Consider the following 23,315-nt stretch of genomic DNA (forward strand, 5'->3'; position numbering starts at 1 on the left):
ATTAAGCTATCTATATCGTCTAAATCAAAGTCGTCACTTTCCTCAACTAATGAGTCATCTGCAGTATCAACTGCAGCCTCATCAATTAAGCTATCTATGTCGTCTAAATCAAAGTCGTCGCTTTCTTCTAGAAGTTCATCTTCGTCGAGTAACTCTGCATCAAGTGAGTCATCTACCACATCACTTTTTGGGTCATTCGCCTCATCAATTAAGCTATCTATATCGTCTAAATCAAAGTCGTCGCTTGTATCAAGTTCAGCTGAAGTGTTATTTGAGGTATCTAATTCTGTTGATGTTTGATCTAATAATTCATCTATATCAAAATTATCTTCATCTGCAAGCTCTTCACTTAAAGCCGCCATTTCATCATGAGATTCTAAGCTGTCATCCTCTAAAGCTTCGCTTGTTTGCGGTGCATCAAATTCAGGTAGACTATCTTCTTCATCAAACAAGCTATCTAAATCGTCATTAGTTAGGATTTCATCATTGTTAATTGAGTCATCAGATAAGTCTAAATCTATATCTTCAGCGTTTTCATCTGAAGGTTGATCAAACCCTTGCTGCATAAAAATATCGAGCTCATCATCGTCATCGGTATTTTCATCATCAAAAACAATGTCATCGCTTAGCAAGCTTTCGAGCTCATCCTGATCAAGTAAATTTTCGTCGCCAGAAAAATCATCTAAGCCGTCGTCTAAATCATCATTAGGCAACATATCACTTTCGAGACTATCATCTAATTGAACACTCAAGTCATCTAAAGGGTCAGGTACAATTGGATCGTCATTTAAGCTTGGGCCTAAATCATCATCGCCAGCATAGGTTGGGGTTTGTGGTAAAAAGTCATCATCGTTTTGCGGCTCTTCTTGATTACTTGCTCGTTTGCGTAAAAACATAACGATTGCAAAAATAATCAGTAACCCAGGAATAAACATTAACAAGCCCAGTACTATGGGATTTGAAAATAATGAGCCAAAATCAAATGACTCTTTTGGTATTACTTCTTGTTTTTTTTGTTGGGCAATAATCTCGTTTTGTTTAACAATGAGTTCTTTTAACTGATTTTGAATTTCGCTGTCTTGTCCTAATTGCAAACGTAAGTTTTCGAGCTCTTTTGATATTCCTGATAACTGTTTTTTAAGATTATTATTTTCAACTAAAATCTCTTCTACATTACTAACTGAGCTTTTAAACTGTTGTTGTAACTCAACTAGCTTAGTACCTTGCTCTGTTTTTATTTCATTTAATTCTTTCTGTATCTCTTTTTTAGCATCGTCTACATCAATTTTACGCGCTTGAGTTACTTTTGTTTGCGCTGAGTTAATTTCGCTTTGTGTAAGCGTGCCATTTTTTTTCTTTTCCCATAATGCATCATCTTGCTCAGAGCGTTGCTTTGCGAGCTGCGTATTTACAGCTTTTATTTCGGCTAAGGTAGGGATTTTTAAATAGGCACCATTTTGAATGTGGTTAAGATTTTGTTCTAAAAATGAATCGGGATTTTTGTTATACAAAGCCTGCATAACTTGATAAATACTGACAGAATTGTCTGGGCGCACTTTAGCTGCTATACGCCAAAGCGTATCAGTTGGTTTAATTGGCCCAATTGATCGCCCTTGCGCACCATAGTCAACGCCTTTAGGCCCCTTTAATTGGGTACTGTCCTGAGAGTAAACTGGCGTTACTATCAATGCAGACGCTAATATAATAAGTGTAGCTAAACCGCGCATGCTGATCCTTTAATATTTAAATATTAATAAAACACCTAAAACTTAAGTGCATAAATATTGTTTATTATTGCTATTATCAGCCAAATGACTGACTCGCATTTATTATTACAATCTATTTTTATTGCAAGCTCTATTCCAATTACAAACTATAAACCAGTTAGAGCGTAATATCCATCGCAACACCTTGAAAATAAATGCCTTAAAACATCTTTATAAATATTAATTTATTGAGTGTTATCAATCAGTTTTTGTATTTTTAAAATTAAACGGCAAAAATTTGACAAGCCATATAAACAAAAAGCGGCAAACAACTACTGTTTACCGCTTCAAAAGCATGTTTAGCGCAATTAACTATTACATGTAATTGGCAATAAGCTCTTCTGCAATTTGAATGCTATTAGTTGCAGCACCTTTACGAGTGTTGTCACTTACAACCCACATGTTTAATCCATGAGGATGAGAAATATCAGCACGTAATCGACCTATATACACAGTATCGTTACCACTAGCGTCAGACACTGCTGTTGGGTAGTCACCTTCATCATCAATTAGCTCGACACCAGGCGCGTCTTTTAAAAGTTGTTTAACGTGTTCAAAGTCATAAGGCATGCGCGTTTCAATATTAATTGATTCTGAGTGCCCAAAAAATACGGGAACACGTACACACGTTGGGTTCACTGCAATAGTGGTATCACCCAAAATTTTATGAGTTTCGTTTACCATTTTCATTTCTTCGCGCGTATAGCCATTATCTTCAAAGCTATCAATTTGAGGAATAACGTTAAATGCAATTTGCTTTGGAAATACTTTATTATCCATAGGGCGTGCATTCATCAAATTAGCTGTTTGCTTTGCAAGTTCATCAACCGCGTCTTTACCTGCACCCGATACAGCTTGGTAAGTAGATACATTAATACGGTCTATTCCGTAAGCATCATAAATTGGTTTAAGTGCTAACATCATCTGAATAGTTGAACAGTTAGGGTTAGCAATAATATTACGATTTCTAAAATCAGCTAGGCTTGAAGCATTAACTTCTGGCACCACGAGTGGTATTTCAAAATCATTTCTAAAGTGCGATGTATTATCGATTACAATACAGCCGGCTTCAGCAGCAATAGGAGCATATTTTTCAGATACACTGCCACCAGCAGAAAACAGACCTATATGCGCTTGGCTAAAGTCAAAGCCTTCAACGTCAAGTACTTCAATGGTCTCACCACGAAACTTTATATCTTCACCTGCGCTGCGGCTGCTAGCAAGTAAAAAAAGCTGATCAACAGGAAACTTACGATCTGCTAGCGTTTCAATGATTTGACGGCCTACTAAACCAGTAGCGCCAAGTACGGCAACGTTATATTTTTGCGACATATTTCTTCCTCTATAAACGACATTAAAACAACATCGTTAGTTAAATAATTATTCAGCTATGCTAAAGCCAAGCTGGCTAAGTGCTGCTAGTTGTGAGCTATCACCTTGTAGAAATAAAGTGCTAAATTCTCGCCTTATTGGATAGTTTTTACGTAAACTATCAAAGCCGTCGCTCTCTAGACGACGAAGTAATATTCCGTCATCGCGGCGAACGTCATAAATTAAATGCACTAAACGGGCAATATCTTGCTCATTAAGGCTTTGCGTAACAGTTGCATTTGTAACGGCTGGTGTTGGTAAAAAATCATCCAACGATTTAATCGCCTCAACACCTTTGAGCTGACACAGTTTTTGATACAACATTTGTGTACCACGAGCTTTCCCCTCAAGTGTATGCCCTGCAATGTGCACACTAGCGTAACGAACATGCTCTAGTAATTCAGTTAAAATATTGGGTTCTTTCTCCCATACATCAAGTACTAAATCTAAATCAGCCCCAGCTTCCATTACCTCAAGTAATGCTTGGTTATCAATTACATCGCCACGGCTTGCATTAATTAGCGTGGTTCCTGGCTTAAGTGCCTTTAAACGCTCTTTACCCATCATGTGCAGTGTTTTATGCTCGCCACTTTTAACAAGGGGAACGTGAAAAGTAACAACATCTGACTGCGCTAATAACTCATCAAGCGCTACATGCTCTTGTAGTAAGCCTTGTTCGTGCTTAATCGGATCGCACAGCAGTACAACTACGTTTAATGCTTTTAATTTTTGCGCCAAACATGTACCAATGTTGCCCATCCCTACAATACCAATTGTTTGACCACACAATGGACGCGCATTTTCTTGGCTTAATGCAAATAAGCTACTAATTACATATTCAGCTACAGCAACAGCATTACAACCAGGTGCACTTGTAAAAGCAATATTTCTATCATGCAGTAATTGCGTATCAATATGGTCAATGCCGATTGTGGCAGTACCTACAAAGCTCAACTTGTTAGCTTGTACCAAAAGTTCATGATTAACATTTGTCACCGAACGAGTAAGAAGAACATCTACATCTATTAATTGTTCAGGCGTTAATTTACGACCATCAAAACGCTCAACCTCACCAAAGTCTGCAAAGTACTGCTCAACTAAAGGCATATTTTGATCGGCAAGAATTTTCATTACAGAGTCCGTTTGGCAATTAAGAGGCGCCATTGTAGCGAACAACCTAGCCTTTACACAAACTAAAAAGGCGCATTTTAGTTAATACAAACACTCAAAAATGGGGATGTGGATTGTTTTAAATCAGCAATTTAAATTAGGAATTTAAACGATGCGAATAATAACTTTACTATTGAATACACAAAGGCCGAATCACAGCATGATTCGGCCTTTATTATGCAAAATAAACTTCAATTACATTATATTTTATTTACTTGATTTTAGTTTATAGCTCAAAATCTTTTTTGAATTTCAAACCAAATTCACTTCGATCATTACTGCGCATTACGCCAACAAAACCTGATTGTTGAAGACGACCAACGTCGTAAACTTCGTTTAGAACGTTTTCACCATACAGTGTAACTTCCATATCGCCATATGGATTAGTGTAGGAAATATTAAAACCAACTAGTTCACGAGAGTCAATTGTCTCACTTTGGTTATAAACTGATTGCCCTTGCATTTCGCTTCGGTACGAATAGTTAGCATTAAATGCAAGTGTTGCGCCGTTCTCTAAATCCATAAAGTAAGAAGGTGCAACCATGACAGTCCAGCGTGGTGTTAGTGCTGGTGAATCGCCTTTACCTATACCTTGTACACCCTCAGCCACTTCTGTTATTTCAGAATCTAAATAACCAACTGCACTGCGAATAGTAAAGTCATCTGTAATAGCGACGGTTGTTTCAAGCTCAATACCTTGTGCTTTAGACTGACCCGCATTTTCTACAATTGTTACGAAACCGCCACCTGCTGTTGGGTCTGAAAACGGTAATGCTAAATCAGTGTAATCAGTCACAAATACCGCAAGCATCATAGATACATTTTCGTGTACTTGGCCTTTTAGACCCATTTCGTAGTTAATCGCTTTCGTTTCGTCAAATGATACAAACTGGTCTGGTCCACCAAATGGGCGCGGTGGAAAACCACCTGTTTGGTAGCCTTTTTGAATCTGGCCATACACATTCATATTATTGCTAAGCTGATAAGATGCATTTACATCCCACGTAACTGCATCAAAATCTGCACTTACATACTTACGAGTAGGAAATGATGGGAATACAGCATTTGCATCTTTTTCATCTTTTGAATAACGAAGACCACCACCTACCGTTAAATCGTCAGTTAAATCGTAGCTTGCATTAAAGTAGGCTGCGTAAGAATTAGTTTCTTGGTTAATTTCAAAATCGCCGTAACCACCAAATGATTCTGTTACTCCGTCATTCAATAAGCCATTGGGTGTATTAAATGGGCTGAATACAAATGGGCCTGAACGTGTAAAGCCATCTTCATTAAAAAAGTAAAGGCCTGACACAAAGTCCATATTATCAAATGTTGCATTTAGTTGAATTTCAAACGAGTACTGATCAGCTCCGCCCTCTTCTGGAAACTCAGATAAGTTTAAAGGTGATGCATCGTCATCTAGGCCACCTTCATACTCAGATGTACGGTAGCTTGAGATAAACTTAGTAGTATAAGTATCGTTAATTGCCCAATCAGCCGAGAACGATGTGCCCCAACCTGAGTAAGAAGTTGATTCAATACCTGCAACGGTTGTACCTAAATCATCAGGGTCTGATGGAATTAAATCTTGAGTCAATAATGGGAAGTCGCCATTAAACACATCGTTTGCATCTAGCGGGTCAGTTAATTCAATTGTGTAAGGCGATTGACCTGACTCGTTATCAACTCCATCTAAAGCAAAAGTGAATGCTAAATCGCTGTTCGCTTGCCATTTAAGGGCTACACGACCACTGAATTCCTCTTCCTCACCAATTTCTTTCTCTGGATTTGCTAAATTAACAGCTTCACCAACACCATCACGTGTTTTGTAAGATGCACTCGCAGACATGCTTAGTTCATCGTTTAGTGAGTTATTAAAATAAACATCACCAGCAATACGTCCACGACTTCCCAGCTTAGCTGAAGTAGTTACAATACCTTCATCACCAGGTTGCTTTGTAATTACATTTACAGCGCCACCTAATGTATTACGACCATATAAAGTACCTTGTGGACCACGAAGCACTTCAACACGCTCAACATTAGGTAATGATAAATTAGAACCCATTTGACGACCTAAATAAACGCCATCTAAGTATACGCCTACACCTGGATCAGTAGTTATTATGTGATCTTGCAGACCAATACCACGAATGAACACAGACGCATGTGCTGCATTACCAACACCGTAACGGGTGATGTTTAAGTTTGGAACATATTTACCAATATCTTCAAGATTACTCATATTGGCTTTATCAATTAGGTTCGCCCCAATTGATGTGATAGCGGTTGGAGATTCAAATAAGCTCTCTGTACGTTTACGAGCTGTGACTTCGATTTTTTCAAACGCGTCTTGTTTTGCGGTTGTTTTAGCTTCTTCAGCATTTACTGAAGTAGATAGTGCAGCGACAATTGCTAGGCTTAACTGTGAGAGTGTGCGTAGTTTCAAAATATTCTCCAAAGGATACCGTGTGATTTTTGTTATGCTTTTATATTGATAATATAAATTTTAGGCATAAAAAAAGACGCTAAATAGCATCTTTCCTCTGGACAGGTATTATATGACATTATTGTGAATAAATGTATAAATTATTTAAATAAACTCATAGAAAATGACAGTAATTTAAGCATTGTTAGCTTTAGATGAATTATCATAAATAAACCCCTCTAATATTTACCTCACTAATGAACTGTTTTAAAACAAAAAATCTCATAAATACTACTTTAAAGAGCGCATAAAACATACTCATACATGTACTTTAGTGTATAAAAAAAGAGCTAAAACACATTCAGGTATCATTGAAATTAACTAAAAATAAGAATATAGTGCTAAAATGTAGTCTATGGATAGAATATTATGAATAGTGAAAATACAGCCAATAAAAGCCCCACATGCTTCACCAGCCCAAATTACACATCACTTTTTTGTGTCGCAGCTGACTTCAACGTCCTACTTGTCAATTATCAAGCTTTAAATGTTATTACAAACCATGAACTTATAAATCAGTTTATGCTAAAAAACGGTCACCAAGGACTCGTTATTTTTGACGTGCCCAAAGACGGTGATGTTTTGGCATTAAAAGAGTGGCCTAATTTGAAAGGTTTGTTTTATGAAGGCACTGACGAAGTACTACTGCAGCAAGGATTACAAGCAATAGAACAAGGAAAACTTTGGTTTCCACGTGCGGTAACTGATGGTTGGATGAGACAAATGCTAGCGAGTGAACAACAAACTACGCTGCAATCAAATAACTTAACCTGCAAAGAAATGAAAGTATTAAACTTATTATTTTCTGGCTTACATTCAAGCGCAATTGCAGACACTTTATTTATCAGTGAAGCTACAGTTCGTGTACATTTACACAAGGTGTATCAAAAAATCGCTGTAAAAAACAAGCAACAAGCATTGCTTTGGTGTCAAAAAAACTTAAATAAGATCAATAGTTAAAACCGATTAAGCAAACTTGATAATAGCTATTGTAATTACCAGCAACATTCGTTCTAACTCCTTAACCAAAGAACGTAAAAAGAAAATTTAGTTATAATATTCCCGCCATTTTAAAAAGCCTTATTAACTAGATTTAAAGTTTATTCTAATAAAATCATACTATTCTGCTTTTAATACATACATAAAATATATATGTTACAAAATTAAAAAGCCGTTACTAAATTTATTTTTATTAACTTCCTAAATTTATTAGATAAAAAACACTATCACTTCTATAATCCTATTGAAATCAACATCTAAATAACAAATAGGAAATACATATGAAAAAGCTATCTGTAGCAGTAGCTGTATGTGCTGTACTTGCATCTAGCTATGCAAGCGCTGAAGTACGTATTAATGGTTTTGCATCTATAGTGGGTGGTAAAAGCCTAGACAGTGATCAAACCTTATACGGATATGACGATGATATCTCATTTAAAAATGAGAGTAAGTTCGCTTTACAACTATCTGCTGATCTTCAAGAGAAGCTAACGGCTACGGCTCAAATTATTGCGCGTGGAGAGGACGACTTTGACGCCACATTCGAATGGGCATATGTTACTTATGAATACAGCGATGAACTGCAATTTAGCGCTGGTAAAATGCGTGTTCCTTTCTATAAATACTCAGATTTCTTGGATGTTGGCTATGCTTATCGCTGGGTACGTCCACCTCGCTCAGTATACGGTATCCCATTTTCGACTTATGAAGGCTTGAGTGTTGTTTACAACAATCAATTAGGAGATTGGGACTCTACTTTGCAAGGGTTTTATGGCGCTTTTGATGGCGATATAGATGTATTTGGAGATAGCTTACCTGCTGAGTTAAATAATTTAGGCGGTATAAACTGGAGCCTATCATACGACTGGTTCAGTGCACGAGCTGCATATATTGTGGCCGACACAAGCATTTCATCTAATGACAGCGGTTTAATTGGACTTGTTGAAGTACTTAATACTAACGGTTTAACGAGCACAGCAAATGATCTTACTACTGACGAAGATGAAACAACTTTTGTTGGTATTGGCTTCTCTATTGACTATGATAACTTCTTATTTGATGCTGAATATACACAGTTTGAAGTAGAGGGAAGTATTTTGGCTGAACAATCACAATACTATGCCTCTGCCGGTTATCGTATAGACGATGTTATTGTTCACTTCACCTATGAAAAAAATGATGATAAGCATGATTCGTCACGTTTTAATACTCTTGAATCAATTCCTTTATTAAATACTACAGTGAACTTTGCCCTAGAGAGCATGCGTGCAGAGAGTAACGTATACACCATCGGCGCACGTTATGACTTCCACCCTTCAGCTGCATTTAAAATTGACTTTAGTCGATTTGATGATGACATCACTGACACTGAAACGGATATAGTCGCCGTTGGTGTTGATTTAGTATTTTAATTGGAGCGGAATATGAAAAAATTAATCCTAGCTAGTGCGCTTTCATTATGTTCTTTCGGTGCTTTAGCTGAAGTTGCAGTAATTGTAAATCCTGGTAATGCAAATGCACTTGATGCAGAGACTATTAAGAAAATTTACTTAGGAAAGGCCAAGTCGTTTGATAACGGCAATAAGGTCAACCCAGCAACTCAAAACGGTACCGCTATTGCTGATGAATTCAATTCTAAAGTGGTAGGTAAATCGAGCAGCCAATTAAATGCCTATTGGTCAAAACTTGTTTTTACAGGTAAAGGAACACCGCCTGAAAAGTTTGATTCAGATCAAGCTGTCATTGACTTTGTTGCCGCTAATGGTGATTCAATCGGCTATATAGATAGCAATAAAGCAACTGATAAAGTTAAAGTGATTGCTACCTTTTAATTGCTATTATTAAATAAAAAAAACCACCAAATCGGTGGTTTTTTTATAACTTAACTTTAATAACAATTCGCTCGATTAAGTAAGATATTTTGAGGGAGAAAAACTGTTCAATAGAAATTTTAATACAGCTAGCGTCTGATCTGCCCTCTCAAATTGAATAAGCATTACTTCGAATTGATTTAGCTACGTTACTCAATTTTAAATTTAGCCGTGGCATCTAATAGGTTATCTGAAAGGTAATGAAGGTTTTTAGCTACATCCCTCACAGCCGTTAGCGAGTCCATTGTATCTTCAAATGATACGTGCATATTTGTCACGTTTTCTACAACCATAGCAGCAACTGATGTTTGCTCTTCTGTGGCAGCAGCAATTTGTGAGTTCATTCCATTTATTTCTAACATTTGCTCTGCAATTTTCTCTATAGAAATACCCGTTTTTTCTGCTGCAGTTGCATTATCTGTAGCCATATCTCTTGCAGTCGTCATTGCAGTAACTGATTCGTTAGCCGCTTCAGTTAAAGTAGTCAACAGCTCTCTAATCTCATTTGTAGAGTGAGCAGTTCGCGATGCAAGCTCTCTAACTTCATCAGCGACAACAGCAAAGCCTCGGCCATGCTCACCAGCACGGGCAGCTTCAATGGCAGCATTAAGCGCAAGTAAATTTGTTTGCTCCGCTATTGATGTAATAACATTTAATATTTGCGACACATTTTTTGTATCGTCTGCTAATTTATTGATAGTTGTAGCAGCGTGATTAATCTCATCACTTAACGTACGAGAAGCGGTTACTGATGTTTGTACTTGAGTTCTACTTTGCTCAACTTCTTTCTCTGCCGTTTGCGCTGCATGAGAAGCACTTGCAGCTGATTGAGAGATATCTCCTACACTCTGTTTCATCTCTTCCATCGATTGCTTTACAATCTCAGCATCAGTGGTTTGTTTAGTCGTTGCACGCTCCGCTTGTTCCATCCCCTGCACTAAGCGAGTAGAGTTTTCCATTAACGGTTCGCAAACCGCGATAATTTCTAACACCGTTTTTTTCAATATGCCAATAAAAGAGTTGAAGTTTATAGATACTTGACCTATTTCATCTTCAGAGTTAACTGTCAATTTAGTGCTTAGCGAGCCTTTACCGCTTGCTAATAAGCTTAAATTATTTGCCGCATCACTTGCCGAAGAAGCAATTCGCTTAGCTATCCAAATAGCCATAAAGAGCAATAAAATAAGCGATACAATAGAAACAACTAACATTAACGTAAGGGCGTAATCAGAGCGGTCCTTTGTGCTTGCAACAAGTTCAAAAAAACGATCGTCAGCTTTGACTTGTGCTGCCTTAAACTTTTCTAGGACATCGTTATAAAGCGCTGTTTTCCTCTGTGCTTGTTGTTGAATTTTACTAAAATCTGCTGTTCCATTTACCATGCCATTTGCGATAGTCGCTGATATTTTTTCGTAATTTGCGAGCTGCTCTTTAGTGTCACTGTGAATGTAAGAGGCATTTATTTTTTCTATCGCAATAATATTCAACTCAAGTTGCTTGTATGTGTCAGATGCTTTCTCGACTAAATCTTGCTCACCAAATGTTACGGCTTGGGTGTAAAGTTCGTCCAGCTTCTCTAAAATGCCAACATTAGCAGATGTTAACTTAACAACTTTGTAGGATGATTTTTCCATTTCATCAAGTGCAATTCTATTATCATTCATAGCAAAATAGTTGATCAGAACAATCACTAAAAATGCAACGACAGCAATACTCGTAATCGCATGTATTTTTTTACTTATGCTGAGATTTTGAAAAGTGAAGCCTGAAGCCATTGTGAATACCTTATTTTATTGTCTAAATCTATTATCGGCTTATTACTCATAAGTGTTAACTAAATTTGTAAAATTTCTAGTTTTTTTTACAAACAATTCAAAATTCTACATAACTAATTGCCCTTTAAAAAAAGAAAGTACAAATAACATTCAATTTAAATCGCAGGCACAAAAAAACCAGTAACATTTCTGTTACTGGTTTCTAAATTTGGTGCGGATGGGGGGACTTGAACCCCCACGCCCGAAAGCACCACCCCCTCAAGGTGGCGTGTCTACCAATTCCACCACATCCGCATTTTTAAGCTTTCGCTTATTTGTTAAACATATGATTTATTTGAGGAGTATAAATCGTTTAACGATAGCATTACGCTAAATTAGTTCGGTACGTCAGAGCTTTGCTCTTTCGTAGATGTTACCGGAACATCTTCTTCAACAGGAACTACAGTTTCTACTGCAGGAGCTGCTTCTAGGTTTTCCCACTCGTCAGTCTTTTTAATTTGACCTGCAGTTAGGTTACCTAGCACAATGCTTAAAACAAAAAATACTGTTGCTAAGCTTGTGGTTGTTTTTGTCATAAAGTTACCAGCACCAGACGAACCAAAAACCGTGCCTGAAGCACCAGCACCAAATGAAGAACCCATATCTGCGCCTTTACCTTGTTGAATTAAAACCATTCCAACTAGAGCTAAAGCCACAACTAAATAAACTACTAATAAAATTTCGTACATCTTATACAGTCCCTTTTGCACTGTTACAGATTGCAGAAAAAGATTCTGCTTTTAGACTTGCGCCGCCAATTAAGCCGCCATCTATATCTGTTTGTGCAAATAATAATTCGCTATTTTTTTCATTAACGCTACCACCATATAAGATGGAAAGCCCTTGTGCTAAAGTGCTATCAAGTGCAGCAATTTTATCACGGATAAATTTATGAACAGTTTGTGCCTGCTCTGGCGATGCAGTCTTACCTGTGCCTATGGCCCAAACGGGCTCGTATGCTATCACAGAATCTTTCAGTGCTGCTACACCTAATTTTTCAATTACTGCATCAATTTGTGCAGCAACTACTTGTTCGGTTTGACCGTTTTCTTGCTCACTTTCACTTTCGCCAACACATAAAATTGGTGTTAACCCAACTTCTTGTGCTCTAGCAAACTTTTCAGCGACAGTTTCATTACTTTCGTTATAAATACTGCGGCGTTCAGAGTGACCAACGAGTACGTAAGTTGCACCTAAGTCTTTTAGAAGCTGTCCGTCTACTTCACCGGTAAACGCACCAGGTGTATTTTCAGAAACAGTTTGAGCACCTGTAGAAACACCACTAGCTATCATCGCAGGTACAAGTGGGAATGGAGGAAATAAAACAATGTCCATCTCTTGTGATTTTACATCGTTAATAGCATCAGACATTTGTTTAACTAGCTCTAACGAACCATTCATTTTCCAGTTGCCTGCGACCATCGCCTTGCGTATTGCCATTTTCCACTCCACATTAGAAAGCGGGCGAGATATTAACTTTTCTCGCCCAAAGTTACAAGAGGTTATTGTTATTAATCAGTCTGTTTGCTCATAGATTCTACAACAGCTGCAATTTTTTGAGCGCTGTCTATTACAATTTTTTCTTGCTCGGCTTCAACCATAACACGAACAACAGGTTCTGTGCCTGATTTGCGCAGTAAAACTCGGCCTTTGTCCCCTAAAGCAAGCTCAACTTCTGCTACAGCTGAAAGTACCTCTGGCGCTTTTGTCGGATCTGTTCCAGCGGTATAGCGCACGTTAATCATTTTCATTGGATATTTAGTAAAACCAGCACCCAAATCTTGTAGTGTACGGTTTTGTGCAACCATAGCTGCAAGTACTTGCAAACTTGATATAATGCCATCACCCGTGCTAATTAAATCTAAATTTAATACATGGCCTGAGCTTTCACCGCCAATTTTCCAGCCTTTTTGCTGTAGTAATTCCATTACATAGCGGTCACCCACTTTACTGCGAGCAAACTCGATACCTTTTGCTTTTAAAGCATTTTCAAGACCCATGTTAGACATTACAGTGCCAACTACACCTCCACCCAACATATCATCTTCGGCAGCTTGGCAAGCAATAATATAAACTAAATCGTCACCATCAAATACACGACCATTATGATCAACCATCATTACACGATCGCCATCCCCATCGTATGCAATACCTACGTCAGCTTTAAATTCAAGCACTTTGCGTTTAAGGGTATCTACATGAGTAGCGCCACATTCATGATTTATATTAACGCCATTAGGCTCGCATGCATGTGTTATAACTTCAGCGCCAAGTTCGCGCATGACAGAAGGAGCTATATGGTATGTAGCGCCATTTGCGCAATCGACAACAATTTTAAGCCCTTCTAAAGATAACCCTTGGGGGAACTGGCTCTTACAAAACTCTATATAACGGCCGTCTGCACTAACTAAACGCGAAGCTTTACCTAGTTTATCTGAAGCAACACATGTCATTTGCTCATCAAGCATCGCTTCAATTTGAAGCTCTACTTCATCGTCAAGCTTTAGACCCTGCCCATTGAAAAACTTAATACCGTTATCGTAATAAGGGTTATGTGAGGCACTAATTACTATACCTGCCTCTGCACGAAATGTTTGCGCTAAATACGCAACTGCAGGTGTCGGCATTGGACCCAGTAATACAACATCAATACCAGCGGCAATTAAACCAGCCTCAAGTGCAGTTTCAAGCATGTAGCCAGAAATACGCGTATCTTTACCTATAATGACTTTTTTAGTACCACTTTGAGATAATACGCGCCCTGCAGCCCAACCCAACTTCATTGCAAACTCAGGGTTAATAGGTGGCGTTCCTACTAGACCACGTACGCCATCAGTACCAAAATATTTTCTTTCTTTCATTATGCAATTCCTTTCTCGCAGGCTTGATATACACCAAGTACGTCTGCGGTTTCTTTAACGTCATGTACACGAATAATTTTTGCGCCATTTTGCGCCGCGATTAACGCACCCGCTAAGCTGCCCGCTAATCGCTCATTTGTTTCTCTATTTAATAGATTACCTATCATCGACTTACGAGATAATCCGGCCAATAATGGCAAACCTAACTTGTTAAAATCATCAAACTTAGCCAATATTTGATAGTTATGGCTAAGTGTTTTTCCAAATCCAAAACCAGGGTCTAGAATAAGTCGCTCAAACTTAATCCCTGCTGTTTCACATGCTTTAATACGTTCACTAAAAAACATATTTATATCTGCAAACAGATTGTCGTAATGAGGTGCGCACTGCATGCTGCGGGGTTGCCCTTGCATATGCATTAAACAAATTGCTACATCTTCATACTGCGCAACCGTTTCTAAGGCGTTTATTTCTTGTAGAGCTCTTACATCATTGACTATATCTGCCCCAGCGAGTATTGCTTGCTCCATTACTTGTGCTTTACTGGTATCAATTGAAATAACGCAATCACTGTACTCACGTATCGCTTTAATAGCAGGAATTACTCGGGCTAGTTCATCTTTCAAACTCACATCTGGCGCGCCGGGGCGGGTAGACTCTCCCCCAATGTCTAAAATTTGCGCACCATCCCCTAACAATTGCATTGCGCGCTTTAGCGCTATTTTGGGGTCTAAAAACTGCCCGCCGTCAGAAAATGAGTCTGGCGTTACATTCAATATTCCCATAATAACAGGCTTTTCAATATTGAGCGTACGTCCTCTGGGAAGCTTTAATATATTAGTCATTGCCAACCTTTATTCTTTTTCTAAATAGCTGATACAAAAAAGCCCCGAAATTCGGGGCTTTCACTAACTATTTTAACGATTATTCAGCTTTATCATCAAGGTTTGTTTCATCTTTTTTCGATGAATCATCCGCTTTTTGACTTTCATCAAGCACTGGCTCTTGAGGTTCTTGCTCTTTTACCGGCTTAGCTTCATGGCGGTCATGAGCATCGCGCGGCTCACGCACTGGTTGGCGCGCCATTAAATCATCAATTTGCTTAGCGTCGATTGTTTCGTATTTCATTAACGCGTCTTTCATTGAGTGAAGAATATCAATATTTTCTTTTAATATTTCTTCTGCTCTTTGGTAGTTACGATCTGAAAACAAGCGTACTTCAGCATCAATTATTTTAGCAGTATCATCCGACATACTAGATGCACGGCTTCCGCCACCACCCATATACATCTCGTTTTGATCTTCAGCGTAAAGCAATGGACCTAGCTTTTCACTTAAACCCCAATGTGTAACCATTTTACGTGCAATATCAGTTGCGCGCTCAATATCGTTACTTGCACCCGTTGTTACTTTGTCAGCACCATAAATAAGCGCTTCAGCAATACGGCCACCATAAAGGCTTGAAATCATTGATTCTAAAAGTTCTTTTGAATGACTAACACGGTCTTGTTCAGGCAAGTACATTGTTACACCTAGCGCACGGCCACGTGGAATAATAGATACTTTGTAAACTGGATCATGTTCAGGAACCATACGGCCCACAATTGCGTGGCCTGCTTCGTGATATGCTGTCATTTCTTTTTCTTGCTCGCTCATCACCATGGTTTTGCGCTCTGCGCCCATCATGATTTTATCTTTAGCAGCGTCAAATTCAGCCATACTTACAACACGTTTATTACCACGTGCAGCATAAAGTGCAGCTTCGTTTACTAAGTTCGCTAAATCAGCGCCAGAAAAACCAGGTGTTCCACGTGCTATAAGAGCCGCTTCTACGTTATCGCCTAATGGCACTTTACGCATGTGTACTTTAAGTATTTGCTCACGACCACGTATATCAGGTAAACCAACTTCTACTTGACGGTCAAAACGACCTGGACGAAGTAATGCAGGGTCTAGAACATCTGGTCGGTTAGTTGCCGCAATAACGATAATACCTTCGTTACCACCAAAACCATCCATTTCTACTAGCATTTGGTTGAGTGTTTGCTCACGTTCATCGTTACCGCCGCCCATACCTGCGCCACGTTTACGACCAACCGCATCAATCTCATCTATAAAGATAATACAAGGTGCCGCTTTTTTAGCTTGTTCAAACATATCACGTACACGTGACGCACCAACACCGACAAACATTTCAACAAAATCTGAACCAGAAATTGTAAAAAACGGTACTTTCGCTTCACCCGCAACAGCCTTTGCAAGTAACGTTTTACCAGTACCAGGAGGACCAACCATTAGTACGCCCTTAGGAATACTACCGCCAAGCTTTTGAAACTTAGAAGGGTCACGTAAAAAGTCTACCAATTCGGTAACATCTTCTTTCGCTTCATCACAACCAGCAACATCTGCAAACGTGGTTTTAATTTGATCTTCGCTCATTAAACGGGCTTTACTCTTACCAAATGACATAGCGCCTTTACCGCCACCGCCTTGCATTTGACGCATGAAGAATATCCATACACCTATAAGCAGTATCATCGGGAACCAAGAAATAAATATACTTGCTAAGAATGATTGTTCTTCAGGTTGTACACCCTTCACATTTACATCATTTTTAAGTAAATCATTTATTAAGTCTTCATCGTACATTGGCATCGTTGTTTGAAAACGCTCACCACTGCTCTTAGTACCAGTAATATTTCCTGTACCGCGGTCGATAATAACTTCTTGTAAAGAGCCACTGCGGACATCTTTAACAAATTGAGTGTAACTTGTTTGACGATCAACTTGCTCGCCACCATTAAAGCTCTGAAAGACTGACATCAGCACAACTGCAATCACCAGCCATAGTATTAAATTTTTCGCCATATCGCTCAAGGGGTTAACCTCTTGTATCCAATTAATTTAAATTCAACTAAACGCCAAGCAACTGTACTACAGTTTGTATCCAGTCGCTACTATATATACTTCCCGAGAACGGGCACGTGAGGCATCAGGTTTGCGTATTTTCACTGCTTTAAAACTATTACGTACATCTTGCAAGTATTGATCAAAGCCTTCACCTTGGAAAACCTTAACAATAAATGCGCCATTTTTCTTTAGTACTTGACTACACATATCCAGCGCAAGTTCTACCAAATACATACTACCCGCTTGATCTACTGAGTTATTACCACTCATATTTGGTGCCATGTCAGAGAGTACCACATCAACATTTTTACCATCAATACGTTTTAGCAACGCATTTAACACAGCTTCTTCACGAAAGTCACCTTGTAAAAAGTCAACACCCGCAAGTGAGTCCATAGGTAATATGTCACAGGCAATTACTTGACCTTTGTCACCTACTTTTTCTGCCAAATACTGTGACCAGCTTCCTGGAGCTGCTCCTAAATCAACAACGGTCATACCAGGGCGAAGTAACTTATCTCTATTTTGTACTTCATCTAATTTAAAAACCGCTCGTGAACGCCAGCCTTTTTTTTGCGCTTCTTGAACATATTTATCATCAAAATGTTCTTTCAGCCATCGCTGTGAACTGGCTGACTGTTTTTTATTTGTCATAAATTAACACGCAACTAATTAGTAATATTCTCTAGATGGCGTTAGAATACCCTTAATTCAAGCCATATTCAGCAAAATTTGTATAAACATGACATTATCAAACAAACAAAAGCAGTTTTTAAAAGGTCAGGCACATAGCCTCAAGCCTGTAGTTTTACTAGGTTCTAACGGTTTAACCGAAGGCGTAGTAGTCGAAATTCAAAGTGCATTAGAAATTCACGAATTAATCAAAGTTAAAGTTCCAACTGATGATCGTGAAACAAAAGCACTTATTTTTGAAGCAATCGTACGTGAAACTGGTGCGACTAAGCTACAAACGATAGGTCACACTATTGTGCTTTATCGTCAAAGTGTTGAGAAAAAAATACATTTACCACGTAATTAATTAATCCTATTTAAAGGATTTAGTACGTTTAAATTAAAAAACCAGCTTAATGCTGGTTTTTTGTTATATAACACTTTTTAATTTAAAAGCTCATTGTATGGTGCGTTACATCATAATCAGTGCCATTACTTCTGGGCTTATTATGCAATATAAAATACTGAGTAAATTGTGTCTCACTCATAGCTGGCACTTTTTCATTGGAGAGTAGTTCAGCCAGTTGCGGCGTCGTATTACTGTGCCCAATAACAACAACTACACCCTTTAGTTTGAGTAACTCATTTTTTAAATCACCTAGCTCACCTGCGTTATACACATTTAATTTGGTATTAAAATGTGCCTGCAAAGGTGCGGCTGTTTGCAACGTGCGTTTATAGTTGCTGCTAAAAAGATGTATATTTTGATGTTCTTTAAACAAAGTAACTAAATTATTTGCACGTGCCTTCCCCTCTTCTGAGAGCGCTGGGTTTTTCCCCGTTAACTTTTCGCTATGACGAAACAAATATACCTCGTCAGGTGCGGCAAATGCCAAACTACAATTAAATGACAAGGCTAAAAAAGTGATTGCTAATATTATTTTATTCATATTTTTTTACCTCGTTTGTATTCTAATAGCCTGTCGATAAATTCAGTCGTTAATTCATTTATTACACCGGTTTCAGCATTAACGATTAAACTAAAACCAACATTTAATTGGGGAAACACAACCACATCGCTTCGATATCCTTGCACCCAGCCACTATGATAGTAAAGCGTTTCATCAGCGTAATTATAAACCCGCCAACCTAGTCCGTAATAAGCCTCATTAAGGTGTTTTTTCCACACCCTGCGATGCATTTCTTTTTTTGTATGTGTATAAGGACGCGTTTGCTTTGCTAGAGTATCCAATGACAAAACATCAGGGTATTGCCCTAGCTGGGCTTTTAACCAAATGGCCATGTCATTTGCGCTTGCGTTTACACCCGCTGCAGGTCCCACTTTATAATAATTTTTTTTAAGCTTAGCGCTATACCAACGTTTTGTACCGCGCACGTGTGGTAATGCGTAATTTTCATCCTGAACCATAGATTCAAAACCTAAGCTGGCATCACTCATTTTTAAAGGCGCAAAAATAGTTTCTCGTAACCACTGCGCGTAACTTTTACCACTGCTTTGTAATATCACATTACCTATAAGGCTAAACATAACATTTTGATAACCGTAACATTCGCCTGGTTTGCAAATAGGTTTAACACTAAGTAATTTTTCAACAATACTGGGGTAATCCATACGAGACTCTATCAAATTATCGTACGCATTAGGCACTAACCCACTTGCATGACTTAGAAGGTGAAATACCTTTAAATCATCTTGATAAACAGTCCCTTTGAACTCAGTTATGTAATCGCTAACAGCTTTATCTAATTTAAGTAAACCCTCATTGGCTAATTTAGCTGATAACGAGCCTGCAAATGTTTTAGAAACAGACGCGAGCCTAAACCGGGTATGCTTATTTACTTTTTGTCCATTTCGGGTTTTAGTTACACCCATGGTGTGGATGTAGTCTGAGTTGTTTGTACTTACAATCGAAAGTGCAGCGCCTGGTATACCTTTATTTTTCAGTTTTTTTTGCGCATAACGGCCGTACTTTTTTACAAATGCATCCCAATCAGGATCTGCTTTTGCTGCAAAACTCACAGAGCTAAACAACAAACACAAAGCAGGTAGGCTATACAATAAAGATTTGAGATACTTCATTTTTATAAATTTTATCTTTTTAACTACATCTATGTAGATAATATCATGAAGTTTTGTTTGGACTAACGTACAATACGACGATTATTTGGTTTTTAGTGAGTGTTTAGTACTTATGCGTTTTTTAGTTGTGTCACTTTTTTTTATATTATCAACTGGTTGTACTCTTACAAAGCAGCCGGCCGAGCCACTGGCTATGCCATTAAAGCCAACATTAAAAAGTCAGACCTACCAGCTTGAGTACACCACAGAACACTCATCCCCAAAAGTTAAATCCGTTCAACTTCCTGCACATAAGGTAGTTAGAAACCAAACTGTAAAAATTATTACCGATAAGGCAAGTGTAACCAATAAACTTTTATCGCAAATTAGCCAAGCACTTAACGATAAACAGCTAAAAGTAACCACTAAAAATAACAGCGACTACACACTAACTATTCAGCAACTTGATTTAACTTTCACTGACGATGTTAAGTACGCAATAAAGCAACCTGAGAACCCTTTTACATTATATTCAGATATTGCTCAGCAATACCCAACTCAGGAATGCGCTGCAATATTTGCACAAGTAAGTATGCGCCTCACACACAAAGCATCAGGTGATGTTGTTTGGTTTGCTAAATCTTCTATTGATAGTGCAAGTTTTCATCGTGAGCCACTAGTTTATAGTTTCACCGAAGAGCAAAAAATAACTAATGAGCTTGAGGTTGTCGCTTTTGTCCATCAGCAAAATACTGATGAAGCCCGCATGGAAAGACTTGGAAAAGACATTCAAATTCCTCAGTACAAAACGTTGTCAAAGTTATCTAGCCTTGCCAAGCTTAGTGGTCCATGTAACAGAACAGAAGTAAGCGCATTAACGCCTATGATGCAGTTTTACTTAAGCAGTATATTAATCGATAAAATTAAAGTTCAGTAAATTAGGGTCTGTTGATCTTTACGAATTAAAATTTGTTCAAACTAGGGGCTATTTAATCGCGGCGCTAGGTTTGTAACCTAGTGGGCTCGATAACTGCTCCTGCGTTATTCTAATGGCTTACATCCATGTAAGAATAAGTAAAAACCGAGCAACAAAGCGTAAATAGCCCTTAGGAAAAACACTTTGGGCAGCGCCTGTTTGGCATTAATGCTACGTTATCGCCCATTTATGGGGAATAGCCACACTGCATAGGCTCTGCCTTGCCTAAATACCAAACAGGCTGCTGAAAATTTAACCTTGAAAGTTCAACAGACCTAACACTTACTACATTTTTTTACAGATTAAAGGAACGAATTAACAATATACTACGCTTAATAACAAATAATAATTAGGCCCCATAGGGATGAAAAACACTTTGCTTAACCATACTTTAGTTAGCATAACATTGCTTTTTTGCTTTATTTTTAGCACCACAAGTATGGCAAGTAATCGCTATTATGCAGACAATACGTTAGAACCAACCCAAGGCTTTGCGTGGGATTGGAGTGCAGGTGCGGGCTTTTATATTGAAGATTCTTACCTAATCGGTATCGAATCTTACGATAAAGGCGTTGAGCTTGATTTAAGTCTTGCTGTTTCTTACGATAAATTTTATCTTGATTTTGATCACAATCAACTCAGCGGTGGTCTTGTAATTGGTTACAGCCTTATAGATAAATTTGATTGGGGCTTAGATATACTTGGCACAAATACTCAAGCCGGGTTTGACGAAAAAGGCCTCGGGTTTTATAACCACGGTGTTATAAAAGAACTCCAAGGTATTAAAAAACGTAATTACGATTTTGATGTTGGTCTTAGGCTCTCGCGCCGATTTGAAAATTCACAATTCTCCTTTGAATACCTTCATGACGTATCTGGTGCCCATAATGGCTGGGTTATAAATAGCTTTTTTACCCACATTTTGCCATGGCGAAACTGGGAGTTTAGATCTGGTGTTGGTTTAAGCGCCTACTCTGCTGACTTTACCAATTATTACTTTGGCATTGATAGCGATGAAGCCACCAGCCTTCGCCCGATTTATAGCAGCAATGCCAGTACTAGTATCATCTTTGAGTTCCATGCTGAATATCCAATAAGCCAAGATTGGGTGTTTTTATCCGGTTGGCTTACTACATGGTTTTCAAAAGAAATTGACGACAGTCCAATTATTTCCCAAGGATATCAACATAAAGCCAAGGTAGGCCTACGTTATGTATTTTAGATGGATCTGGGTATTACTGATCTTTCCCAGTACCTTTACTGTTAAAGCGCAGGACCCCCCTGAAGCACTCATAGCACTACCCGACACTTGCGTTGCACTGCGCGAAGGGCGTAATTGCTATGCCGATGTTACACTTACGTGGGAGCAGCCTATCATTGGTAATTACTGCCTACGCGATGCAACTTCAAAGTACATTATGCAATGTTGGCTAAAGCAACAAAGTGGTACTTTTAATTATGCTTTTGACTCACAGCAAAGCATTTCATTTGAACTATTTGATAGCAATACATCCAAAGTCATCAGTACAGCAGAAGTAAAACTACAATGGGTTTATCAAAACAGACAAAAAAAACGCCGCTGGCGACTATTTTAATACCAATCGTATTAGGGATATTTTATGGATAACTACGGCACTATTTTACTTGTTGAAGACGATGCATCACTAGCGCAATGGGTTGCTGAATATTTAACAGAGCAAGGCTATACAACGCATGTTTGTCATCGTGGTGACGAAGTTGTTAGCCAGGTCAAAACGTTAAACCCAAATATTGTGCTCCTTGATATTATGCTCCCGGGGCAAGATGGTATTAGCGTATGTAGAGAGCTTCGTAGCTTTTATAATTCGCCTATTATAATGCTCACCGCACGCGATGAAGAGATGGATGAAGTTATTGGTTTAGAAGTTGGCGCAAGCGATTACATAATGAAACCGGTGCGTCCACGTGCATTGCTAGCGCGAATAAAAGCAGCACTGCGTCAAAATAATGAGCCAAATAAGCCGCAGGTTAGCCAAAGCGTTATTCAAGTTGGTGCACTTAGTATTAATACCGAATCTAGAAATGTGACCCTTAACGAGCAAGATATAAACATATCAAGCGCCGAATATCTATTATTACACTACCTTGCAAGCAATGCAGGTCAAGTTGTCTCACGCGATGCCGTATTTAAAGCTACGAAAGGTAGAGAATACGATGGGCTTGATAGAAGTGTTGATGTACTTATTTCTGCACTTCGTAAAAAATTTAATGATGATCCACAAAACCCTGAAAAAATTAAAACTATTTGGGGCCGTGGATATTTACTTGTTTCTACCGCGTGGTAATAGAGCGATGAAT

The 23,315-nt window shown here is 38.4% G+C and carries 21 protein-coding genes and 1 tRNA gene; 8 read left to right on the top strand and 14 right to left on the bottom strand.

Going from position 1 to position 23,315, the window contains the following annotated elements; all coding sequences use genetic code 11:
- From H5117_RS20690 to H5117_RS11015, 4 genes are all read right to left on the bottom strand, one after another.
- On the bottom strand, positions 1–1,727 hold a 1,727-nt coding region (locus tag H5117_RS20690; protein WP_310737172.1), incomplete at its 3' end, for a FimV/HubP family polar landmark protein.
- 354 nt (positions 1,728–2,081) lie between these two features.
- Entirely contained in the window at positions 2,082–3,098 is a 1,017-nt protein-coding gene (locus tag H5117_RS11005) for an aspartate-semialdehyde dehydrogenase (RefSeq protein ID WP_024594855.1), read from the bottom strand.
- Positions 3,099–3,146: 48 nt separating this feature from the next.
- Positions 3,147–4,268 carry a 4-phosphoerythronate dehydrogenase gene (locus H5117_RS11010; protein WP_024594856.1) on the bottom strand — a complete coding sequence of 374 codons (1,122 nt, stop codon included), beginning with the start codon at positions 4,266–4,268 and terminating at the stop codon, positions 3,147–3,149.
- A gap of 265 nt (positions 4,269–4,533) precedes the next feature.
- Positions 4,534–6,756: a TonB-dependent receptor gene (locus H5117_RS11015; RefSeq protein WP_182737830.1), complete on the bottom strand. Its 2,223-nt coding sequence runs from the start codon at positions 6,754–6,756 to the stop codon at positions 4,534–4,536.
- A 408-nt stretch (positions 6,757–7,164) separates the two neighbouring features.
- Between H5117_RS11015 and H5117_RS11020 the strand changes: the two genes are divergently transcribed.
- From H5117_RS11020 to H5117_RS11030, 3 genes are all read left to right on the top strand, one after another.
- Positions 7,165–7,755: a LuxR C-terminal-related transcriptional regulator gene (locus tag H5117_RS11020; protein ID WP_182737832.1), complete on the top strand. Its 591-nt coding sequence runs from the start codon at positions 7,165–7,167 to the stop codon at positions 7,753–7,755.
- Between the two features lie 320 nt (positions 7,756–8,075).
- Positions 8,076–9,206 carry a porin gene (locus tag H5117_RS11025; RefSeq protein WP_182737115.1) on the top strand — a complete coding sequence of 377 codons (1,131 nt, stop codon included), beginning with the start codon at positions 8,076–8,078 and terminating at the stop codon, positions 9,204–9,206.
- 12 nt (positions 9,207–9,218) lie between these two features.
- Positions 9,219–9,626: a phosphate ABC transporter substrate-binding protein gene (locus H5117_RS11030; RefSeq protein ID WP_182732702.1), complete on the top strand. Its 408-nt coding sequence runs from the start codon at positions 9,219–9,221 to the stop codon at positions 9,624–9,626.
- A gap of 188 nt (positions 9,627–9,814) precedes the next feature.
- On the opposite strand, the gene H5117_RS11035 is transcribed toward H5117_RS11030, so the two are convergent.
- The 8 genes from H5117_RS11035 to rlmE form a co-directional block, all read right to left on the bottom strand.
- On the bottom strand, positions 9,815–11,440 hold the full coding sequence (locus H5117_RS11035) for a methyl-accepting chemotaxis protein (RefSeq protein WP_024594860.1): 1,626 nt from the start codon (positions 11,438–11,440) through the stop codon (positions 9,815–9,817).
- Positions 11,441–11,649: 209 nt separating this feature from the next.
- A tRNA-Leu gene (locus tag H5117_RS11040) sits at positions 11,650–11,734 on the bottom strand.
- An 80-nt stretch (positions 11,735–11,814) separates the two neighbouring features.
- On the bottom strand, positions 11,815–12,168 hold the full coding sequence (secG, locus tag H5117_RS11045) for a preprotein translocase subunit SecG (RefSeq protein WP_002962769.1): 354 nt from the start codon (positions 12,166–12,168) through the stop codon (positions 11,815–11,817).
- Between the two features lies 1 nt (position 12,169).
- Entirely contained in the window at positions 12,170–12,919 is a 750-nt protein-coding gene (gene tpiA / locus H5117_RS11050) for a triose-phosphate isomerase (protein ID WP_002962767.1), read from the bottom strand.
- Positions 12,920–12,990: 71 nt separating this feature from the next.
- Positions 12,991–14,340: a phosphoglucosamine mutase gene (gene glmM / locus H5117_RS11055; protein WP_002962765.1), complete on the bottom strand. Its 1,350-nt coding sequence runs from the start codon at positions 14,338–14,340 to the stop codon at positions 12,991–12,993.
- Positions 14,340–15,185: a dihydropteroate synthase gene (folP, locus tag H5117_RS11060; RefSeq protein ID WP_154903580.1), complete on the bottom strand. Its 846-nt coding sequence runs from the start codon at positions 15,183–15,185 to the stop codon at positions 14,340–14,342. The genes glmM and folP overlap by 1 nt, the downstream gene beginning before the upstream one ends.
- Before the next feature lie 79 nt (positions 15,186–15,264).
- The gene (gene ftsH / locus H5117_RS11065) at positions 15,265–17,208 is read right to left on the bottom strand and encodes an ATP-dependent zinc metalloprotease FtsH (protein WP_033013425.1); all 1,944 of its coding nucleotides are present in this window, start codon (positions 17,206–17,208) and stop codon (positions 15,265–15,267) included.
- A 66-nt stretch (positions 17,209–17,274) separates the two neighbouring features.
- Positions 17,275–17,904 (bottom strand): 23S rRNA (uridine(2552)-2'-O)-methyltransferase RlmE, encoded by a 630-nt coding sequence (gene rlmE / locus H5117_RS11070; protein ID WP_002963155.1) that lies wholly within the window; start codon positions 17,902–17,904, stop codon positions 17,275–17,277.
- Positions 17,905–17,992: 88 nt separating this feature from the next.
- Here rlmE and yhbY point away from each other — a divergent pair, with 88 nt between their 5' ends.
- Positions 17,993–18,289 (top strand): ribosome assembly RNA-binding protein YhbY, encoded by a 297-nt coding sequence (gene yhbY / locus H5117_RS11075; RefSeq protein WP_002963153.1) that lies wholly within the window; start codon positions 17,993–17,995, stop codon positions 18,287–18,289.
- An 82-nt stretch (positions 18,290–18,371) separates the two neighbouring features.
- Here yhbY and H5117_RS11080 read toward each other — a convergent pair whose 3' ends face one another.
- Positions 18,372–18,872 (bottom strand): histidine phosphatase family protein, encoded by a 501-nt coding sequence (locus tag H5117_RS11080; protein ID WP_002963152.1) that lies wholly within the window; start codon positions 18,870–18,872, stop codon positions 18,372–18,374.
- Positions 18,869–20,023, bottom strand: coding sequence for a serine hydrolase (locus tag H5117_RS11085; RefSeq protein ID WP_182694255.1), 1,155 nt, complete (start codon positions 20,021–20,023; stop codon positions 18,869–18,871). The genes H5117_RS11080 and H5117_RS11085 overlap by 4 nt, the downstream gene beginning before the upstream one ends.
- Positions 20,024–20,135: 112 nt before the next feature.
- Here H5117_RS11085 and H5117_RS11090 point away from each other — a divergent pair, with 112 nt between their 5' ends.
- From H5117_RS11090 to H5117_RS11105, 4 genes are all read left to right on the top strand, one after another.
- The gene (locus H5117_RS11090; RefSeq protein ID WP_182737836.1) at positions 20,136–20,939 is read left to right on the top strand and encodes a hypothetical protein; all 804 of its coding nucleotides are present in this window, start codon (positions 20,136–20,138) and stop codon (positions 20,937–20,939) included.
- A gap of 478 nt (positions 20,940–21,417) precedes the next feature.
- Positions 21,418–22,200 (top strand): MipA/OmpV family protein, encoded by a 783-nt coding sequence (locus tag H5117_RS11095; RefSeq protein WP_259395072.1) that lies wholly within the window; start codon positions 21,418–21,420, stop codon positions 22,198–22,200.
- Positions 22,190–22,573 (top strand): DUF3019 domain-containing protein, encoded by a 384-nt coding sequence (locus tag H5117_RS11100; RefSeq protein WP_024597091.1) that lies wholly within the window; start codon positions 22,190–22,192, stop codon positions 22,571–22,573. The genes H5117_RS11095 and H5117_RS11100 overlap by 11 nt, the downstream gene beginning before the upstream one ends.
- Positions 22,574–22,597: 24 nt before the next feature.
- Complete coding sequence (locus H5117_RS11105; protein ID WP_024597092.1) at positions 22,598–23,302, top strand: response regulator transcription factor; 705 nt, start codon at positions 22,598–22,600, stop codon at positions 23,300–23,302.
- Positions 23,303–23,315 lie beyond the last annotated feature (13 nt).

The organism is Pseudoalteromonas sp. SG45-1 (genome assembly GCF_014164135.1).
Lineage (GTDB): Bacteria > Pseudomonadota > Gammaproteobacteria > Enterobacterales > Alteromonadaceae > Pseudoalteromonas > Pseudoalteromonas distincta.

Excerpts from the sequence above, each read along its gene's own strand:
- H5117_RS11005 (WP_024594855.1), bottom strand. The coding sequence starts at position 3,098 with ATGTCGCAAAAATATAACGTTGCCGTACTTGGCGCTACTGGTTTAGTA.
- H5117_RS11010 (WP_024594856.1), bottom strand. The coding sequence starts at position 4,268 with ATGAAAATTCTTGCCGATCAAAATATGCCTTTAGTTGAGCAGTACTTT.
- H5117_RS11020 (WP_182737832.1), top strand. The coding sequence starts at position 7,165 with ATGAATAGTGAAAATACAGCCAATAAAAGCCCCACATGCTTCACCAGC.
- H5117_RS11025 (WP_182737115.1), top strand. The coding sequence starts at position 8,076 with ATGAAAAAGCTATCTGTAGCAGTAGCTGTATGTGCTGTACTTGCATCT.
- H5117_RS11030 (WP_182732702.1), top strand. The coding sequence starts at position 9,219 with ATGAAAAAATTAATCCTAGCTAGTGCGCTTTCATTATGTTCTTTCGGT.
- H5117_RS11035 (WP_024594860.1), bottom strand. The coding sequence starts at position 11,440 with ATGGCTTCAGGCTTCACTTTTCAAAATCTCAGCATAAGTAAAAAAATA.
- secG (WP_002962769.1), bottom strand. The coding sequence starts at position 12,168 with ATGTACGAAATTTTATTAGTAGTTTATTTAGTTGTGGCTTTAGCTCTA.
- tpiA (WP_002962767.1), bottom strand. The coding sequence starts at position 12,919 with ATGGCAATACGCAAGGCGATGGTCGCAGGCAACTGGAAAATGAATGGT.
- glmM (WP_002962765.1), bottom strand. The coding sequence starts at position 14,340 with ATGAAAGAAAGAAAATATTTTGGTACTGATGGCGTACGTGGTCTAGTA.
- folP (WP_154903580.1), bottom strand. The coding sequence starts at position 15,185 with ATGACTAATATATTAAAGCTTCCCAGAGGACGTACGCTCAATATTGAA.
- ftsH (WP_033013425.1), bottom strand. The coding sequence starts at position 17,208 with ATGGCGAAAAATTTAATACTATGGCTGGTGATTGCAGTTGTGCTGATG.
- rlmE (WP_002963155.1), bottom strand. The coding sequence starts at position 17,904 with ATGACAAATAAAAAACAGTCAGCCAGTTCACAGCGATGGCTGAAAGAA.
- yhbY (WP_002963153.1), top strand. The coding sequence starts at position 17,993 with ATGACATTATCAAACAAACAAAAGCAGTTTTTAAAAGGTCAGGCACAT.
- H5117_RS11080 (WP_002963152.1), bottom strand. The coding sequence starts at position 18,872 with ATGAATAAAATAATATTAGCAATCACTTTTTTAGCCTTGTCATTTAAT.
- H5117_RS11085 (WP_182694255.1), bottom strand. The coding sequence starts at position 20,023 with ATGAAGTATCTCAAATCTTTATTGTATAGCCTACCTGCTTTGTGTTTG.
- H5117_RS11090 (WP_182737836.1), top strand. The coding sequence starts at position 20,136 with ATGCGTTTTTTAGTTGTGTCACTTTTTTTTATATTATCAACTGGTTGT.
- H5117_RS11095 (WP_259395072.1), top strand. The coding sequence starts at position 21,418 with ATGGCAAGTAATCGCTATTATGCAGACAATACGTTAGAACCAACCCAA.
- H5117_RS11100 (WP_024597091.1), top strand. The coding sequence starts at position 22,190 with ATGTATTTTAGATGGATCTGGGTATTACTGATCTTTCCCAGTACCTTT.
- H5117_RS11105 (WP_024597092.1), top strand. The coding sequence starts at position 22,598 with ATGGATAACTACGGCACTATTTTACTTGTTGAAGACGATGCATCACTA.